The sequence below is a fragment of the Pantoea sp. ICBG 1758 genome, from assembly GCF_002928325.1.
Taxonomy (GTDB): domain Bacteria; phylum Pseudomonadota; class Gammaproteobacteria; order Enterobacterales; family Enterobacteriaceae; genus Pantoea; species Pantoea eucrina.
The window spans coordinates 114955-132807 of sequence record NZ_POWL01000007.1; the positions used below are offsets into that span (position 1 = coordinate 114955).

20 protein-coding genes are annotated in these 17853 nt (G+C 56.8%); 13 read left to right on the forward strand and 7 right to left on the reverse strand.

Going from position 1 to position 17853, the window contains the following annotated elements:
• The first annotated feature begins 10 nt into the window (after positions 1 to 10).
• The 5 genes from C1Y41_RS17905 (at position 11) to trpS (ending at position 4373) form a co-directional block, all read left to right on the forward strand.
• Positions 11 to 1039 (forward strand): SPOR domain-containing protein, encoded by a 1029-nt coding sequence (locus C1Y41_RS17905; protein ID WP_104086022.1) that lies wholly within the window; start codon positions 11 to 13, stop codon positions 1037 to 1039.
• 94 nt (positions 1040 to 1133) lie between these two features.
• Entirely contained in the window at positions 1134 to 1943 is an 810-nt protein-coding gene (gene dam / locus C1Y41_RS17910) for an adenine-specific DNA-methyltransferase (RefSeq protein ID WP_039380921.1), read from the forward strand.
• Between the two features lie 65 nt (positions 1944 to 2008).
• Positions 2009 to 2692, forward strand: a complete 684-nt coding sequence (gene rpe / locus C1Y41_RS17915) for a ribulose-phosphate 3-epimerase (RefSeq protein WP_039380919.1) — start codon at positions 2009 to 2011, stop codon at positions 2690 to 2692.
• Positions 2676 to 3353, forward strand: coding sequence for a phosphoglycolate phosphatase (locus C1Y41_RS17920; protein WP_094111201.1), 678 nt, complete (start codon positions 2676 to 2678; stop codon positions 3351 to 3353). The genes rpe and C1Y41_RS17920 overlap by 17 nt, the downstream gene beginning before the upstream one ends.
• 15 nt (positions 3354 to 3368) lie before the next feature.
• Entirely contained in the window at positions 3369 to 4373 is a 1005-nt protein-coding gene (gene trpS / locus C1Y41_RS17925; RefSeq protein ID WP_094111202.1) for a tryptophan--tRNA ligase, read from the forward strand.
• Between the two features lie 91 nt (positions 4374 to 4464).
• On the opposite strand, the gene tsgA is transcribed toward trpS, so the two are convergent.
• Positions 4465 to 5643 (reverse strand): MFS transporter TsgA, encoded by a 1179-nt coding sequence (tsgA, locus tag C1Y41_RS17930; protein WP_104086023.1) that lies wholly within the window; start codon positions 5641 to 5643, stop codon positions 4465 to 4467.
• Between the two features lie 260 nt (positions 5644 to 5903).
• Here tsgA and ppiA point away from each other — a divergent pair, with 260 nt between their 5' ends.
• The 5 genes from ppiA to C1Y41_RS17955 all read left to right on the forward strand — a co-directional run bounded on the left by ppiA (position 5904) and on the right by C1Y41_RS17955 (position 9256).
• On the forward strand, positions 5904 to 6476 hold the full coding sequence (ppiA, locus tag C1Y41_RS17935; RefSeq protein WP_039380907.1) for a peptidylprolyl isomerase A: 573 nt from the start codon (positions 5904 to 5906) through the stop codon (positions 6474 to 6476).
• Between the two features lie 101 nt (positions 6477 to 6577).
• On the forward strand, positions 6578 to 6748 hold the full coding sequence (locus C1Y41_RS17940; RefSeq protein ID WP_071669295.1) for a YhfG family protein: 171 nt from the start codon (positions 6578 to 6580) through the stop codon (positions 6746 to 6748).
• Positions 6738 to 7331: a putative adenosine monophosphate-protein transferase Fic gene (locus C1Y41_RS17945; RefSeq protein WP_104086024.1), complete on the forward strand. Its 594-nt coding sequence runs from the start codon at positions 6738 to 6740 to the stop codon at positions 7329 to 7331. Before C1Y41_RS17940 ends, C1Y41_RS17945 begins: the two co-directional genes overlap by 11 nt.
• A gap of 41 nt (positions 7332 to 7372) precedes the next feature.
• On the forward strand, positions 7373 to 7948 hold the full coding sequence (locus C1Y41_RS17950) for an aminodeoxychorismate/anthranilate synthase component II (protein ID WP_104086033.1): 576 nt from the start codon (positions 7373 to 7375) through the stop codon (positions 7946 to 7948).
• Positions 7949 to 8035: 87 nt separating this feature from the next.
• On the forward strand, positions 8036 to 9256 hold the full coding sequence (locus C1Y41_RS17955) for an aspartate aminotransferase family protein (protein WP_039380899.1): 1221 nt from the start codon (positions 8036 to 8038) through the stop codon (positions 9254 to 9256).
• Here C1Y41_RS17955 and C1Y41_RS17960 read toward each other — a convergent pair whose 3' ends face one another.
• Both C1Y41_RS17960 and crp read right to left on the reverse strand, forming a co-directional pair.
• Complete coding sequence (locus C1Y41_RS17960; RefSeq protein ID WP_104086025.1) at positions 9257 to 11332, reverse strand: YccS/YhfK family putative transporter; 2076 nt, start codon at positions 11330 to 11332, stop codon at positions 9257 to 9259.
• A gap of 60 nt (positions 11333 to 11392) precedes the next feature.
• Positions 11393 to 12025, reverse strand: a complete 633-nt coding sequence (gene crp, locus C1Y41_RS17965; protein ID WP_000242755.1) for a cAMP-activated global transcriptional regulator CRP — start codon at positions 12023 to 12025, stop codon at positions 11393 to 11395.
• A gap of 290 nt (positions 12026 to 12315) precedes the next feature.
• On the opposite strand from crp, the gene C1Y41_RS17970 reads away from it, so the two are divergent.
• Entirely contained in the window at positions 12316 to 12720 is a 405-nt protein-coding gene (locus C1Y41_RS17970) for an OsmC family protein (RefSeq protein ID WP_039380892.1), read from the forward strand.
• 96 nt (positions 12721 to 12816) lie between these two features.
• Here the strand turns inward: C1Y41_RS17970 and C1Y41_RS17975 are convergent, their stop codons facing one another.
• From C1Y41_RS17975 to C1Y41_RS17985, 3 genes are all read right to left on the reverse strand, one after another.
• The gene (locus C1Y41_RS17975; protein WP_039380889.1) at positions 12817 to 13686 is read right to left on the reverse strand and encodes a phosphoribulokinase; all 870 of its coding nucleotides are present in this window, start codon (positions 13684 to 13686) and stop codon (positions 12817 to 12819) included.
• Positions 13687 to 13747: 61 nt separating this feature from the next.
• Entirely contained in the window at positions 13748 to 13966 is a 219-nt protein-coding gene (locus C1Y41_RS17980) for a YheU family protein (protein WP_039380886.1), read from the reverse strand.
• Positions 13963 to 14985, reverse strand: coding sequence for a hydrolase (locus C1Y41_RS17985; protein ID WP_039380883.1), 1023 nt, complete (start codon positions 14983 to 14985; stop codon positions 13963 to 13965). The genes C1Y41_RS17980 and C1Y41_RS17985 overlap by 4 nt, the downstream gene beginning before the upstream one ends.
• A gap of 60 nt (positions 14986 to 15045) precedes the next feature.
• Between C1Y41_RS17985 and C1Y41_RS17990 the strand changes: the two genes are divergently transcribed.
• Positions 15046 to 15648: a LysE family translocator gene (locus C1Y41_RS17990; RefSeq protein ID WP_039380881.1), complete on the forward strand. Its 603-nt coding sequence runs from the start codon at positions 15046 to 15048 to the stop codon at positions 15646 to 15648.
• A gap of 1 nt (position 15649) precedes the next feature.
• Here the strand turns inward: C1Y41_RS17990 and C1Y41_RS17995 are convergent, their stop codons facing one another.
• Positions 15650 to 16630: a LacI family DNA-binding transcriptional regulator gene (locus C1Y41_RS17995; protein ID WP_094111207.1), complete on the reverse strand. Its 981-nt coding sequence runs from the start codon at positions 16628 to 16630 to the stop codon at positions 15650 to 15652.
• Positions 16631 to 16863: 233 nt separating this feature from the next.
• Here C1Y41_RS17995 and tauA point away from each other — a divergent pair, with 233 nt between their 5' ends.
• Positions 16864 to 17844 carry a taurine ABC transporter substrate-binding protein gene (gene tauA / locus C1Y41_RS18000; RefSeq protein WP_039380875.1) on the forward strand — a complete coding sequence of 327 codons (981 nt, stop codon included), beginning with the start codon at positions 16864 to 16866 and terminating at the stop codon, positions 17842 to 17844.
• The last annotated feature ends 9 nt before the right edge of the window (positions 17845 to 17853 follow it).

The window sequence follows — 17853 nt, forward strand, 5'->3', positions numbered from 1 at the left end:
AGGAGGCGAGATGGATGAGTTCAAACCGGAAGATGAGTTAAAACCTGATGCCAGCGATCGCCGTCCCGCGCGATCCCGTAAAGCGTCTTCTGCGCCAAAGGCCAAAGCGCCGGTCTCCCGTCAGCATATGATGATGGGGATTGGCATTCTGGTGTTGCTGGTTCTGGTGCTGGGCATTGGTTCAGCGCTGACCGGGCCGGATGATAAACCCGCGGCTAACCGCAGCAGCGGCAGTGCGTCGACATCTGGCGGCAGTGAAAAACATATCGATCTCTCTGATTCCGCCTCCATGAGCGGCCAGCAGGCAGCGGCCCCAACGGCTGAAGGCAGCGCGCCACAGGATACGACGCAGCCGGCAGCTGGCAGTGAAGGGCAGGCGATCTCAATGCCTTCCGTCTCATCCACGCCAACGCAGGCGCAGGTAACAGAGGCGCCTGCGAATCAGCAGCGCGTCACGCTGCCAGGCGATCTCAACAGTGCGCTGAGTAATCAGCAGGGCTCGGTAGATGCTGCCGCACAGGGTGCGCAGGGCGGCTCTTCTCTGCCCACCGCGCCGGCTACCGTAAGCGGTAATGCTGGCAGCACAGCAGGAAAAGCGGTTACGCCGCCAGCTGTGCGGGCGGATAATGCGCCGCGTGCCAGCAGCAGTTCACGTTCCACCGCATCCGGTACCAGCCATAAACCAGCGGCTGCGGCAAAACCGTCTGCGACCCGCGAGAGCCAGACCCACACCACGGCAGCGCACAACCCGCCTGCCAGCAGCGCCAGCAAGTCTCTGCCTTCAGGGGGTAACTATACGCTGCAGCTGAGCGGAGCGTCGAAGCAGGAGAGCCTGACGGCGTGGGCAAAAAAACAGAATCTGAGCGGCTATCACGTGTATAAAACCACACGTAACGGTCAGCCCTGGTACGTGCTGGTCAGTGGCGCTTACGCGACGCCTGCCGAAGCGAAAAGGGCTGCGGCTGCGCTGCCTGCAGAAGTACGTGCGGTTAATCCGTGGGTAAAACCGCTGAGCCAGGTTAAGAAAGAGAGTCAGTAAATTGATGTGGGGCCCGCTGCTGCGGCCCCGTTTAAGCGCAGATCTGCTGTCGGTTTCACCACAGCTACAATGAAGATGTAATAACCACGACAGCATGAAAAAAAATCGCGCTTTCCTGAAATGGGCCGGTGGGAAATACCCACTGCTTGACGATATTCGTCGTCACCTGCCACAAGGCGACTGCTTAGTTGAGCCTTTTGTGGGCGCCGGTTCCGTATTTCTCAATACCGATTATGACCGCTACCATCTGGCGGACATCAACGGCGATCTCATTAACCTCTACAACATTGTCAAAACGCGTACGCAGACATTTATTGCGGATGCGCGTCAGCTGTTTACGCCGGAAGGAAACAGCGCTGAGCACTATTATGCGCAGCGGCTGGCATTTAACGCCAGCCGCGATCCCTACCAGCGCGCCGTGCTGTTCCTCTATCTGAATCGTCACGGCTATAACGGCCTGTGTCGCTACAACCTGCGCGGTGAATTTAACGTGCCTTTTGGCCGCTACCGCAAACCCTACTTTCCGGAAGCTGAACTACTCTGGTTTGCAGAGCGCGCGCAGAAAGCGACCTTTGTCTGCGAATCGTACGATGTTACCCTGAACAGCGCTGCTGCAGGCTCGGTGGTCTATTGCGATCCGCCCTATGCGCCGCTGTCGGCAACGGCCAACTTCACGGCCTATCACACCAACAGTTTCAGCCTGCGCGAGCAGCAGCATCTCGCGGAGCTGGCCGGGAAGCTGGCTAAGAGCCAGATACCGGTCCTGATTTCCAATCACGATACGCTGCTGACCCGGGAGTGGTATCAGAACGCGGATTTACATGTAGTAAAAGCCCGGCGTTCTATCAGCCGAAGCATAAGTGGTCGTACGCAGGTGGACGAACTGCTGGCGCTTTTCCGCTAGCCTGTTTCGTCCGCGACCAACGCATTACGTCAGCTGAGACTGGCGCACAACATTGGGAGAATCGGATGAAACAATTTTTACTGGCCCCTTCAATTCTTGCCGCTGACTTTGCCCGTCTGGGTGAAGATACCGCCAAAGCACTGGCGGCAGGCGGCGATGTCGTGCATTTCGATGTGATGGATAATCACTATGTGCCCAATCTGACGATGGGACCTATGGTGCTGAAAGCGCTGCGTGACTACGGCATTACGGCACCGATTGATGTGCACCTGATGGTCAAGCCAGTGGATGCGCTTATCCCGGAGTTTGCGAAAGCGGGTGCCAGCTATATCACATTCCACCCGGAAGCCAGTGACCACGTGGATCGCACGCTGCAGCTCATCAAAGAGCATGGCTGTAAGGCGGGCCTGGTGTTTAATCCGGCAACGCCGCTGAGCTACCTTGATTACGTGATGGATAAGCTGGATATCATTCTGCTGATGTCGGTCAATCCCGGCTTTGGCGGCCAGTCATTCATACCGGGCACGCTGGATAAACTGCGCGAAGCGCGCCGGCTGATCGATCAGAGCGGCTATGACATCCGGCTCGAAGTGGATGGCGGTGTGAAAATCGACAATATCGGACAGATTGCTGCCGCCGGCGCAGATATGTTTGTCGCCGGCTCGGCCATCTTCGGTCATCCCGATTACAAAAAAGTTATCGATGAAATGCGCACGGAACTGGAGAAAGTTAATGGCTCATTTCACTGATATCCGCGCGCTGGCCTTTGACCTTGACGGAACGCTGGTGCATAGCGCACCGGGCCTGTCACAGGCGATCGATCGGGCGCTGGGCGATCTGCAGCTGCCGGCGCCGGGCATCGAGCGGGCATCAACCTGGATAGGTAACGGTGCCGATATTATGATGGCGCGCGCCCTGACCTGGGCGCTGGGCCGCGAGCCTCATGCGGAAGAGCAGCGTGACGCACGCGCCTGTTTTGATCGGCACTACGCTGACACGGTTGAGTCAGGCAGCACGCTGTTTCCGCAGGTAAAAGAGACGCTGCTCGCGCTGCGCGACCAGGGATTACCTCTCGCTATCGTTACCAATAAACCAACGCCGTTTGTCGCTCCGCTGCTGGCCTCTCTCGGCATCAGCGACTCTTTTTCACTGATTATCGGCGGTGATGACGTAGCGGTGAAAAAACCGCATCCGGCCGGCATCTTCCTGGTGCTGGGCCATTTCGGCGTACTGCCGGAACAATTGCTGTTTGTCGGGGATTCACGCAATGATATCCTCGCGGCACAGGCTGCCGGTGTACCGAATGTCGGTATGACGTTTGGCTACAACTACGGTGAGTCTATTACCACCAGCCGGCCCGATTTAACTCTCGACACTTTTGGCGAACTTCTGCCCGCACTCGGGCTGTGATTATCAGGATATAACATGAGCAAACCCATCGTTTTCAGCGGCGCCCAGCCTTCAGGTGAACTGACCATTGGCAACTATATGGGTGCGCTGCGTCAGTGGGTGCAGATGCAGGATGACTATCACTGCATTTACTGCATCGTCGATCTGCACGCGATCACCGTGCGTCAGGACCCGGCCACGCTGCGTAAAGCGACGCTGGATACGCTGGCGCTCTATCTGGCCTGCGGCATTGACCCGGAAAAAAGCACCATTTTTGTTCAGTCGCACGTGCCGGAGCATACGCAGCTGAGCTGGATCCTGAACTGTTACGCCTACTTTGGCGAGCTGAGCCGTATGACACAGTTCAAGGATAAATCTGCCCGCTATGAAGAGAATATCAACGCCGGTCTGTTTGACTACCCGGTGCTGATGGCGGCCGATATTCTGCTGTATCAGACCAATCAGGTTCCGGTAGGCGAAGATCAGAAGCAGCATCTGGAGCTGAGCCGCGATATCGCTGCCCGTTTCAACGCGCTTTATGGTGACGTGTTTAAGGTTCCGGAGCCGTTTATTCCGAAATCGGGCGCGCGCGTAATGTCGCTGCTGGAGCCGACGAAAAAGATGTCCAAGTCGGATGACAACCGCAACAACGTTATCGGCCTGCTGGAAGATACCAAATCGGTCGTGAAGAAGATCAAGCGTGCGGTTACTGACTCCGAAGAGCCGCCGGTGGTGCGCTATGATGTCAAAGAGAAGGCGGGCGTCTCCAACCTGCTGGATATTCTCTCAGGCGTTACCGGCAAATCGATTCCGGAGCTTGAACAGCAGTTTGAGGGCAAAATGTACGGGCACCTCAAGGGCGACGTTGCCGAGGCGGTATCCGGCATGCTGACCGAGCTGCAGGCGCGCTATCACCACTTCCGCAATGATGAAGCGCTGCTCAACCAGGTAATGCGTGACGGCGCAGCTAAAGCGCGCGCGCACGCGCAGGAAACGCTGAAGAAAGTGTACGACGCCGTCGGGTTCGTCGCACAGCCGTAAACCGGCGCGGATGACGTAAAAAAAGGCGAGCCTTCCGGCTCGCCTTTTTATTGGGTCGCATCTGCCGCGCGAGGCGGCAGTGCCGGTATCATCAGTGGGTCACATGACCGTGCTGACGGTGCTTTGTGACAAAGCCGAGCAGCACGCACATGACAAACACCACAGCATAAAGGCCGTTGGCAGTAGAGAGTGCCGCATGCGCGCCACCTTTAGCCACTATCGGTCCGGTAACCACAAAGGTCAGCATGGTGCCCACGGTGCCGCAGGTCAGAATAAAGTTAACCAGCTTAGGCGAGGCCGCTTTGGTCTGCAGCGATCCCAGCGTAATGATGGTAGTATAAATCGCGCTGGAGAAGAAGCCCAGTGCCATAATGATCCAGTGCAGCATGCCCGCCTCCTGAGAGGAGACAAACCAGTACATCAGGCCGGTGGCCAGCGCAGCCAGCACCATCAGGATGCGCTGCAGGTCAAAGAAGCGCAGCAGGAAGCTAAACGCCCACATACCGACCATGTAAGCGGTCCAGAAGTTGCCGACCAGCTGCCCGGCAGAGGCGATATCCATGCCCATCGATTTGGTTGCATACTCCGGCACCCAGGAGATAAAGCCCAGCTGGCCCAGGATATAACAGAGCGCAGCGATGGAGAGGAACAGCACCCCCACGCCCCATTTCTCTTTTTCCCCACCCTGAACGGCCGCTTCACTTTTGAGAACCGGAAACTCCACCATCAGCGTCAGAACAAAAATAGCCAGATAGATAACGCCGATGCAGGCATATACCCAGTACCACGGCAGCGCCCGAGCCAGCAGTACGCCAGCAATAATCGGGAAAATCGTGCCGGCCATGCTGAAAAATGAATCAGTAAACAGCAGGCGCGAACCGCGCTGGCGACCGTCATAGATATGGGTGATCAGGAAGGTACCAATTGACATGGTAATGCCGCTGACCACGCCCAGAATAAACATGCAGAGTGAAAAGACCTGCAGGTTATGGCTGGTCATCAGGCCCGCTACCGCCAGAATCATCAGCACAAAGCCGAAAATCAGCTGGCGTTTCAGCGGCACAATCACCATCAGCCAGGCGTTCAGGAAAACGGCAACCAGAATGCCGGCGTTAAGGAAAGTAAAAGTGTTACTCATCTCTGAGATGGGTAGCTGGAAATATTGCGCGATATTATCCAGCACCATACCGGTCACAATCACCAGTGCGCCAGTGAGCGCATAAGAGAAAAAGCTGATCCAGGTAAGGCCGATGCGATTACGGTTTGTCATGTTCATAACCTGTGGGGGGACGATGAGGCAAAAGTGTCATGAATTGTAAATGGAACCGTGATCTTAATAAACAAGCAGTGAAATAAGCTACGCAAATTTCATGATATGTGTGATTTCAGTCACGCAAATGATTGCGCGGCGGCAAAAGTATGACGTTTGCAACATTCCGGTAAATATAGGTAAAACGCTGGCTCTTGTATTACATGCTCTTTACAATCAATTCTGTTTTTTAAGCCGATCTCCAGGGTAAGGACTCTTTCATGCTTAAACGTACTTTGACAGCGGCGATCGCCCTGTTAGCACTCTCTTCCGTATCTGCTTCTGCACTGGCTGCAAAAGGGGATACACATGTCCTGCTCACCACGTCAGCAGGCAACATTGAACTTGAACTGGATAACCAGAAAGCGCCGGTTTCAGTAAAAAACTTTGTGGATTACGTTAATAACGGCTTCTACAACAACACCATTTTTCATCGCGTGATCCCGGGTTTTATGATCCAGGGCGGCGGTTTTACCACGGATATGCAGCAGAAGCAGACCAGCGCGCCAGTCAAAAACGAAGCTGACAACGGACTGCGTAATCTGCGCGGTACCATCTCTATGGCGCGTACCGCTGAGAAAGACAGCGCAACCAGCCAGTTCTTCCTGAATGTGGCAGATAACGCTTTCCTGGATCACGGACAGCGCGACTTCGGTTATGCGGTATTTGGTAAAGTTGTGAAAGGGATGGATGTGATCGACAAAATCGCCCAGGTCCCGACTAAAGATGTGGGCCCGTACCAGAATGTCCCGGCAAAACCGGTTGTTATTACCTCCGCGAAAATCCTGCCTTAATCTGTTTCCGCGTCACCTGTAGCGTGACGTCGCTGACCGCGCTCCGGCAAAGCCAGAATTTGCTCTTATACTTAGGGCAAATCTTGTCAGCCGGAGGCGCTATGCCGCAAAAACTCACTGAAAAACAGAAAGCCACTTTGTGGCTGCAGCGTCGTGCTGCCAGCTATCAGGCCAGCTGCAGGCTGTCTGGTTATACCCTGACTGAGCCTGCGGTCACCGCTGAGCAGGCGGAAGATCGGCTTGCTTCGCTGAGGAGGCAGTATGGCGGATAATTCACTGGCGGTACGCGATCCCTACCTGTGGCACAACGATGATGTGCTGAAAAACCGGCTGGAAATTCATGATGCCGCGCAGCTGCGCAAGGCGGAGCTGGCGTTCAGTGCCGCGCGGCTGGCGACGCTGGATCCAGGTCCGCGTACACCGGGTCTGCCGCGTTTACGCCATATTCATCGCACGCTGTTTCAGGATCTCTACAGCTGGGCGGGCGAACTCCGCGCCATCGATATCTGGCGCGACGAGACCCCTTACTGCCACTGCGAATACATTGAGAAAGAGGGCAATGCGCTGATGAGCGCGCTGGAGGAGGAGCAGGGGCTGACCGAACTTGATACAGACGCCTTTGTGGCCCGTCTGGCACATTACTACTGTGAACTCTATGTACTGCATCCGTTCCGGGCGGGCAACGGACGCGCTCAGCGCATCTTTTTTGAGCAGCTGGCGCTGCACGCTGGCTATCTGCTGGAGTGGGATCGGCTGGAGCCGGAGCCGTGGCAGAAGGCAATTCGCGAAGCGGTCGCGGGCGATCTCGCCGCGCTGACCGCGCAGCTGACAAAAGTGGTAAGCCCGGCGCGATAAAGTGCGTAGAATAGCGGCGGTTTGATCGACCTGAGGTCATGATGCTGCTGCTGCTTGATAACTACGACTCTTTTACCTGGAACCTTTACCAGTATTTTTGCGAGCTGGGCGCGCAGGTGCGCGTGGTGCGTAATGACGCTATCTCGCTGGCTGAGATGGCGGCATTGCCGCTAAGCCATCTGGTTATCTCCCCTGGGCCCTGCACGCCCGACCAGGCGGGTATTTCTCTGGATGCCATTCGCTATTTTGCCGGGCGGCTGCCGGTGCTGGGGGTGTGCCTCGGACATCAGGCCATCGCTCAGGCCTTTGGCGGAAAGGTGATACGTGCGCGTCAGGTCATGCACGGGAAAACCTCGCCGGTACGCCACACTGGCGAAGGCGTGTTTCGCAACCTCGCTAATCCACTCACCGTAACGCGCTATCACTCACTGATTGTGGCGGATGGATCGCTGCCTGACGCGTTTGAGATCACCGCCTGGAGCCTGCGTGATAATCAGCCCGATGAAATCATGGGCTTTCGTCACCGCACGCTACCGCTGGAAGGCGTGCAGTTTCACCCCGAAAGCGTGCTCAGCGAGCAGGGCCATCAGCTGCTGAAAAATTTCCTTGAACGCTAACTTCCGTTTGCCATTCCGTGATTTTTTATGCATATTCCGTGATTATAATTTCATTTAAGATCACTCAATAGCCGGATGAGGTCAGCAATGGCAGCGGAAAACATAGCGGTAACCCGGGAGACGTTTGATAACGTCATTTTGCCTGTTTATGCACCTGCGCAGTTTGTGCCCGTAAAGGGCAAAGGCAGCCGCGTCTGGGATCAGCAGGGTAAAGAGTATATCGACTTCTCCGGCGGTATAGCGGTCACCGCGCTGGGTCACTGCCATCCGGCGCTGGTTGAGACGCTGAAGCGCCAGGGCGAAACGCTGTGGCACACCAGTAATGTTTTTACCAACGAGCCGGCGCTGCGTCTGGCGACGAAGCTGATTGCTGCTACCTTCGCCGACCGCGTATTTTTTGGCAATTCCGGTGCAGAAGCTAACGAAGCGGCGTTCAAGCTGGCGCGCTACTACGCCTGTAAAAAGCACTCGCCGTTCAAAAGTAAGATCATCGCGTTTCACAACGCTTTCCACGGCCGCACGCTGTTTACCGTCTCCGTTGGCGGACAGCCTAAATACTCTGACGGCTTCGGCCCCAAACCGGCCGATATCGTCCACGTCCCGTTTAACGATCTGGCGGCGGTAAAAGCCGTGATTGATGATCATACCTGCGCGATCGTTGTTGAACCGATTCAGGGTGAGGGCGGCGTGATGCCGGCAACGCCGGAATTTATGCAGGGACTGCGTGCGCTGTGCGATGAGCATAACGCGCTGCTGGTGCTGGATGAAGTACAGAGCGGCATGGGGCGCAGCGGCAAGCTGTTCAGCTATGAACACTACGGTATTCAGCCTGACATTCTTACGACGGCGAAAGCGCTGGGCGGCGGCTTCCCGGTGAGCGCGATGCTGACCACGCATGAGATCGCTTCCGTCATGGCGCCCGGCGTACATGGCACTACCTACGGCGGCAATCCGCTTGCCTGCGCAATTGCAGAAACCGCGCTGGATATCATTAACACGCCGGCGGTGCTGGCTGGGGTGGAGGCGCGGCGGCAGCAGTTTACCGACGCGCTGAGGGCGCTGGATAGTGAGCTGGATATCTTTAGCGAAATTCGCGGAAAGGGTCTGCTGATGGGCGCGGTACTGAAACCGGAACATGCCAGTAAAGCCCGCGATATTCTCAATGCAGCAGCGGCAGAAGGCGTGATGATCCTGACCGCCGGCAGCGATGTGATCCGCTTTGTGCCGTCGCTGGTTATCACTCCGGAGGAGATCGACGCCGGAATGACGCGCTTTGCGGCCGCGCTGCGCAGGGTTATTGCCGCCTGACTATCCTTTCGGACGAATAGCCCGCAGCCAGCGGCCATGATGCGGTCGCTGGCTCCACGCCAGAGACGAGATGGTGTGCATGACGCTGAGATGCTGCAAAATGCGTTTAACATGCTGCTCGACAATCGTCACCGGCCCCTCATGCAGGTTTTCCGGCGCCTCCATAACGTTGCTCTCACTGCCCGGTCCGTCGTAGGTCAGCCGCTGCTGACAGCGCTGCAGGGCAATTTCGCACGACTGCAGATAGCGCTCTGCCAGAGCCGGGGTCAGCATGGTGTGCTCACGCGCCAGAATAGTCATGGCGTTAATATGCTCTACGATAAACTGACTGTGCGTGACCCACAGCCGCATATCCTTCAGATACTGCGCGTTAAAACCAGGCTCGCTGGTCGCCTGATTCAGCGCATTAAACAGCGCGTTATGCGCCTGGTTAACCTTTACCCGCTGGTAAGCCAGTTTTTCCGGCGCATGCTCCGGCCCCAGCAGCATGCGCAGCGCCTCCTGATACGCCTCCAGCGCATCGTGCGCATTCTGGCGCAGCAAACCACTCTGCCACTGCGGCCATAGCCAGATCATACCGGCGAACGCGATCAGGCAGCCCATCAGCGTATCCATCATCCGCGGCAGCAGGAACTGAGCGCCATTCAGCGACAGCAGCTGCAGCGAGTAGACCGCCGTCACGGTAAAGCCAATCATCGACCAGCCATAATATTTGCGCGTCACCAGATAACTGGCCAGCGTGATTGCCAGCATAAACAGCAGCGCGATCGATTCCGGTACGGCGAAACGCAGTGATGCGGCGGCAATCAGAAGCCCGGCAAAGGTGCCGAGCGCCCGGTGCTGAATGCGCACGCGCGTGGCGCTGTAGCCATTCTGGCTGACAAACATAATGGTCATCAGGATCCAGTAGGGCTTGGGAATATTAAAGAATAGCGCAACAGAGCTGCCAAACATCAGCATAACGGCAAAGCGGGCCGCGCTGCGCAGCGCGCCGGACCTGAAGGACAGATAGCTGCGCAGCGCGGGCAGCAGCGGCAGGCGCCGCTGGCGATCGGCCATCAGGTCGCGCGTATAGAGCGGTTTCTGGGTGCGCAGCACGCGGGCGATGCGGCTGAAATGATAAAGGCAGAAGTGGCCAACCGGATTATCCGGATGCTGCCGCGCAATTTTTTCCAGCGCGCCGAGCGGCTTTTCCATCTGAAAGCGGGCGGGCAGCTGGTGATAGAGAATGGCATCGGCCAGCAGCCTGAGCTGTGCCGAAATGGTTTTTGCATTCCAGCGGATAACCGCTTCCGCATGACTCTGTTCTACCAGCTTTTGCACTTTCTCCGGCTGGTGCAGGCTGACAGCGATATGCTCCTGCAGATCCAGCGCCACCTGAAAAGCGCGCGTCAGCCGCTTATGGCTGTTATCGCGGCTGGCAGAAAGCATATGCATCTGCTGATAGCAGGTGGTGATCAGGTCAACCGCTTTCTGCTGGCGCGCCAGCAGCGGCGGCAGCGCTTTTTCCGGATCGGTCAGCTGTGTCAGCAGGGTATATTTGGCATCGCAGTAGTCAGCCAGCTCACGATAGAGCAGGCTCAGCGTTTCACGCATCGGCTGCTCTTTCCACAGCCAGTACCAGAACCAGTTAAACAGGCCATACCAGAACGTGCCGCCAATATAGAGCAGCGGCGGCACCCAGATCGGCATACGCCCCACCAGGCTCAGCGTAAAGATCGCTGCAATCAGCGTGCCGGGCAGCAGACGCCCGTGCAGCGGACTGATTTCGCCCGTCACGCCAATCAGCAGCGGCAGCACCAGCATAATAAGCGGCAGCGGAACCGCGGCGTTGGTGAGGTACTGGATCAGAAAACTGCCGGTGGCGAAAAGCGTACCGCCCACGATCAGGCGTTTGAAAAAGCGTTTATGCGGCGTATCAAGGCCGGCAATATTGCAGCAGGCGGGTACCAGCGAGAACAGCAGGCCTTTTTGCAGATCGCCACACAGCCATCCCAGCGCGACAGGCAGGCACAGCACCAGCGTCTGACGCAGAGCGTAATTGACTTCGGGATGATAGATGATTCGGCGCCACATCAGCTTATCGCAAACAGAAACGGCGTGATGGTGTCATCACGCCGTGGGGGGTGAAACAGCTTAGCGGGTGCCGTAAACGACGATGGTTTTACCGTGTGCGGAGATCAGGTTCTGATCTTCCAGCATTTTCAGGATGCGACCAACGGTTTCCCGTGAGCAACCCACGATCTGACCAATCTCCTGACGGGTAATTTTAATCTGCATACCGTCGGGGTGGGTCATGGCATCCGGCTGTTTAGCCAGATTAAGCAGCGTCTGCGCAATGCGGCCGGTAACATCCAGGAAAGCCAGGTTACCCACCTTTTCTGATGTCACCTGCAGGCGACGTGCCATCTGCGCCGACAGGCGCATCAAAATATCCGGGTTAACCTGAATCAGCTGACGAAATTTTTTGTAGGAAATTTCAGCAACTTCGCAGGCTGTTTTCGCACGCACCCAGGCACTGCGCTCCTGGCCCTCTTCAAACAGGCCGAGTTCGCCGATGAAATCTCCCTGATTCAGATAGGAGAGGATCATCTCTTTGCCTTCTTCATCTTTAATCAGTACCGCAACGGAACCTTTAACGATGTAGTAGAGCGTTTCTGCTTTTTCACCCTGATGGATCAGCGTGCTTTTGGATGGATATTTGTGAATATGGCAATGGGACAGGAACCATTCGAGTGTAGGGTCTGTTTGCGGTTTGCCGAGAACCATTCGCTATTATCCTCTATTGTAATCGTGCCCAAAACACAGGGGCATTCATTCCCTGTCAGGCGATGAAATCGTCCAGCGCGTCCTGTTAATAAAAATTATCCGGGCGGATGTGTAAGCTCTGCTTTTGATTCTGCCCGTCCTCATCAGCCACGACGAAGAAATTTTCAGCTCTGTTTGTAGCACAGCTTTTGCAGGCTGTCTTGTGTTGTCTCGCTTCAGCAGGCGGGCGATTGCTGTTTGCCGGATGAACGCGTACTCTGGCGCAAAACGCCGCTTCAGGAGAAAGAATAATGCAGGCACGTGTGAAATGGGTGGAAGGGCTGACCTTTCTCGGAGAATCCTCATCAGGACATCAGTTATTAATGGACGGGAATTCAGGCGATAAAGCGCCAAGCCCGATGGAGATGGTACTGATGGCCGCCGGCGGCTGCAGCGCGATTGATGTGGTCTCGATTCTGCAAAAAGGGCGTAATGACGTGGCTGACTGCGAGGTCAAACTGACTTCAGAACGGCGCGAAGAAGCGCCACGTATTTTTACACAGATTAACCTGCACTTTATCGTCAGCGGCAAAGCGCTGAGCGAGAAAGCGGTGGCGCGGGCGGTTGACCTGTCGGCAGAAAAATATTGCTCGGTGGCGATCATGCTCGGCAAAGGGGTGGAGATCACCCACAGCCATGAGGTAGTTGAGCTGTAACAGCTGCCGGTGCGCATACCTCGCTACCCGTGAAACAGGCTTTGCAGGGTCGCCATTTATGGCGACCGATGCCACGTCGTGTGGCAGACATGGCCTCTACTCTATCCGTTTTCCTTCAATCAGCCGCTGCACCAGTGGCATCATGATCAGCTCCATCGCCAGTCCCATTTTTCCGCCCGGAACCACCAGCGTGTTCATATGCGAAATAAACGATCCCTGAATCATCGCCAGCAGATAGGGGAAAGCGATACCTTCCAGGCCGCGAAAATGGATCACGACAAAACTCTCATCCAGTGAGGGGATCTCGCGCGCCGCGAACGGGTTAGAGGTATCAACTGTCGGTACCCGCTGAAAGTTAAGGTGCGTGCGCGAAAACTGCGGCGTGATGTAGTTGATATAATCTTCCATCGACCGTACCACGGAGTCCATCACCGCTTCGCGCGAATGGCCCCGTTCGCTGGTATCGCGTACCAGTTTCTGTATCCACTCAAGATTGACGATCGGCACCACGCCCACCAGCAGATCAACATGCTCCGCCACGTTATGCTGCTGCGTAACCACTCCGCCGTGCAGACCCTCGTAAAACAGCACATCAGTATTCTCCGGCAGCGGCTGCCAGGGAGTAAAGGTGCCCGGCACCTGATTCCACGGCACGGCCTCATCATAGGTGTGCAGATATTTGCGCGACTCTCCGATGCCGCTTTCGCCATAGCGCCGGAACGTCTGCTCCAGCAGGCCAAAGTCATTGGCGTCCGGACCAAAATAGCTGATGTGACGACCCAGATCGCGTGCTTTGCGGATCGCCATATCCATTTCCGGCCGGGTATAGCGATGAAAACTGTCGCCTTCTACTTCGGCTGCATGCAGCCCCAGCTGCTGAAAAATTTTACGGAACGCAAGGCTGGTTGTCGTGGTACCGGCTCCGCTGGAGCCGGTAACGGCGATAACGGGGTGTCTGGCTGACATACGGGTGCTCCCTGTGAGGTCGGGCGATGAGCATTGTTACCATGAATTATCCGGCAGTGCATCAGCCGCGAAACTCGCGCCGCGGCATAATATTGACCGTTTCATGCAGCTCAGACCAGACCAGCACCACCTCGCCCTGCTGCAGCTGGCGGCGCACGTCGGCTACCTTCTGCGCCAGGCTGCGCTCCTGCTCACCGTAGTCAGTGCCTTCGCGCAGAACAAAACTTTCAATCAGGTTTTCCAGCGTTGTTACATCCAGTTCCTGCCACGGAATAATCACAATTGCCCATCCAGATAAGTTGAGAGCCACTCCGGCACGCGCTGCTCCAGCCACATATGCGGTTGAAGCAGGCTGCCGCCGACAAAGCCAACGTGTCCACCCTGCTGCGTCAGCTGATACTCAATTGTGGCAGACAATTGCTGCGGCTGCGGGATCACCGCATCTGTCATAAAGGGATCGTCTTTGGCGTGGATGATCAGCATCGGCTTGCGCACGCCGGTTAACAGCGGCAGGGCGCTGGCGCGCTGGTAGTAATCGCTGGCGTCAAGAAAGCCGTGCGCCCGGGCGGTGATCGCATCGTCAAATTCGCGCAGGCGGCGAAACGCGCGCAGCTGCAGTACATCAACCGGCAGCGTGCCGGGCCAGGCGCGCAGTTTGCGCAGCGCATTCTTTTTCAGCTGCGTCAGCAGATAGTGCTGGTAGAAGCGGGAGAAGCCGATATCGAGCTTTTCACTGCAGGGGGCGAGCGCCAGCGGCGCTGATATCGCCACGGCCGCATCCAGCGGTGCCTCATTGCCCTGCAGGCCCAGTAAACAGGCGAGCATGTTACCGCCCAGCGACACACCTACCGCAGCTGTCGGCACACTGCCCCATTCACGCCGCAGCCAGTGCAGGAAATAGGTCGCGTCTTCCGTTTCACCGGAGTGATAGATGCGCTGCAGCCGGTTAGGTTCGCCGCTGCAGCCGCGAAAGTGCATCACCACGCCAAGCCAGCCGCGCGCTTTGCACGCCTGCATCAGGCCGTGTGCATAAGGGCTGCGAAAATGGCCTTCGAGCCCGTGGAACATCACCATGCGCGGTTTGTGTCGCGCGCCGGCCGGATCTTCGCTCCAGGCGAGATCGACAAAGTCGCCATCCGGCAGCTCCAGCCGCTGCCAGTGTGGTTTAAGCGTGACGCGACGCCGCAGCAGGCGCGGCAGCAGGGTCTGCAAATGCGCATTGCCGAAGCCGCGCAGCGGAATAAAGGGATTGCCGGTGGGGCAATCTAAATAACCAGGGATAGTGCTTGTCTGATGCATAACTCGCTGATAGCTTCGATGGGTTGTCTGCTTTTAAGGATGAGGAGCATCCGGATACTCATGGAACTCAGTCTTTTTTTGTCGATGTTAGGTTTTCTCTGGGTCGCGGCCATCACGCCGGGGCCCAATAATATGTTACTTACGGCCTCAGGTGCTAATTTTGGCTTTCTGCGCACGCTACCGCTGCTTATTGGTATCATGCTGGGTATGCAGGTGATGTTGCTGATGGTGGCATTTGGCATTGGCGGACTGATCCTGCTCTATCCGTCGCTGCATCTGGTACTGAAGATTGCCGGCAGTCTCTATCTGCTCTGGCTGGCGTGGAAAATCGCGACGGCCGCCTATGAGACGCTGGAAACCGAAGACCGTTCGGTAAAGCAGATGCCATTCTGGCAGGGCGGACTGCTGCAACTGATCAATCCTAAAGCCTGGCTGATGGCGCTGGGGGCGATAGCGAGTTTCAGCCTGGCAGGAGCTGCCTATCAGCACTCTGTGGTTGCGATCAGCATGGGCATGGCGCTGGTGAATCTGGTATCCGGCCTGATCTGGATGGGATTTGGTTCACTGATTGGCCGCCTGCTGCATAGCCCGCGTGCCTGGAAGCTGTTCAACCTCGCGATGGGCGCACTGACCGCTGCCTGTGTGCTGCTGATCTGGCGCTAGATTAGCTGGATGCGCGCTCCAGACGCTGCCAGGGCAGGACTTCATGCACAATGGCAGCATGCGGCTGGCGAATGCGGTTCAGCAGCAGCTGTACGCTGCGGGCGCCCATCTGATTCATCGGCTGCGCAATGGTGGTCAGCGGCGGATTCAGGCTGCTGGTAAACGGAATACCGTCAAAACCCACCACGGCCAGATCCTCCGGGACGCGCAGTCCCGCTTCGAGCGCGGCGTGAATAACGCCAACGGCCAGCACATCTGACACGGTAAAAATGGCATCGGGCGGAGAGGGCTGTGCCAGCAGCGCATGCAGCGCGGCGCTGCCCGCTTCGCAGGAGATATTCTCCGCATACGCCACGCGATCCCACGTCATATTCAGCGCCTTCAGCGCCTCGCGGTAGCCGCTCTCACGCTGATGCGAATAGAGATAGCGCATGTCGCAGTTGACCAGCGCAATCTGTTTTCGGCCCTTTCCGGCCAGGTAGCGGACCGTCTCAAAGGCCGCCTGCCGGTTATCAATAGTCACGCTGGATGCATTAATAGAGGGATCGTATTCAGCACACTGCACCCACGGCGCATCACCAATCAAATCTTTCAGCCCCTGCAGACAGGCGGCGGCATCCATTGTGATCACGCCATCGACGACCTTGCCAGCCAGCAGCGCCAGATAGGCGGTTTCACGCCGCAGCTGAGAGGCGCTGTTGCAGAGCAAAATGTGATAGCCCTGCGCCTCCGCCTCCGCTTCAATCCCCTGCACCACGCGCGAACAGAAGGGGTTGGTAATATCTGAAATCAGCACCAGCAGCATGTTGCTTTGCGCCGTGCGCAGCTGGCGCGCCAGCAAATTAGGCTGGTAGTCGCACGCGCTGATCGCTGCCAGCACTTTACTGCGCGTATCGGGACGCACGCCGGGATGCTGGTTCAGAACCCGGGAAACGGTAGCTTTTGATACGCCCGCCAGGTGCGCGACTTTTTCGATGGACATGGAGATAACAACCGCTATTCAGGTGATGAAATCAGGTAGAGATCAATAACACAGTAGCGATGTGAGCGCCTGACAAATTTGTCACCGTTTCTGTCCGGCCTATTTGCTTTTTTTGCATAGCCTTGCCTGATGTTGATCTAAGAACTGATTGGCATGAGGGATAATTTTTAATTCCTTTATGAAACTTTCACCGCTGGCGACACTGCCGTCATAACTTCACTTCGGGGAACAGGATGATGGCAATGCAAAAAACAATAATCTCGCTGGCAGCAGTACTGGGACTGATAGCGTTTCAGGCACAGGCAGTCAACGTCACCGTGGCGTACCAGACCTCCGCAGAGCCTGCCAAAGTCGCTCAGGCGGATAACACCTTTGCCCGTGAGAGCGGAGCAACTGTGGACTGGCGCAAATTTGACAGCGGCGCCAGCGTGCTGCGTGCGCTGGCGTCCGGCGATGTGCAGATTGGCAATATTGGCTCAAGTCCGCTGGCGGTCGCTGCCACACAGCAGCTGCCGATTGAAGCGTTTCTGCTTGCATCACAGCTGGGTAACTCCGAGGCGCTGGTCGTGAAAAAAGGGATCAGCGATCCGAAACAGCTCATCGGCAAACGTATTGCCGTACCTTTCATCTCCACCACGCATTACAGCCTGCTGGCGGCGCTGAAGCACTGGGGCATTAAGCCCTCACAGGTGCAGTTAGTGAACCTGCAACCGCCTGCGATTGTTGCCGCCTGGCAGCGTGGCGATATTGACGGCGCGTACGTCTGGGCCCCGGCCGTTAATGAGCTGGAAAAAGAGGGCCACGTGCTGACCGACTCCTCGCAGGTGGGACAGTGGGGCTCACCAACGCTCGATGTCTGGGTGGTGCGTAAAGATTTTGCGCAGCAGCATCCGGAGGTGGTTACTGCGTTTGCCCGCAGCGCCATTGATGCACAGCAGGCCTATCTCGCCCAGCCCGAACAGTGGCTGAAGCAGCCGGATAACCTGAGCAAGCTGTCGCGCCTGAGCGGCGTACCGGAAGGGGATGTGCCGGGTCTGGTTAAGGGCAATACCTATCTGACGGCGCAACAGCAGGTTGAGCAACTCGGCAAGCCGGTGAATAAAGCCATTGTTGATACCGCGCACTTCCTGAAAGAGCAGGGGCGGGTGCCGGAAGCGGCCAGCGACTACAGCAGCTTTGTGACCACCCGCTTTGTTGCACCTTTAGCGAAATAACGGAGGCCA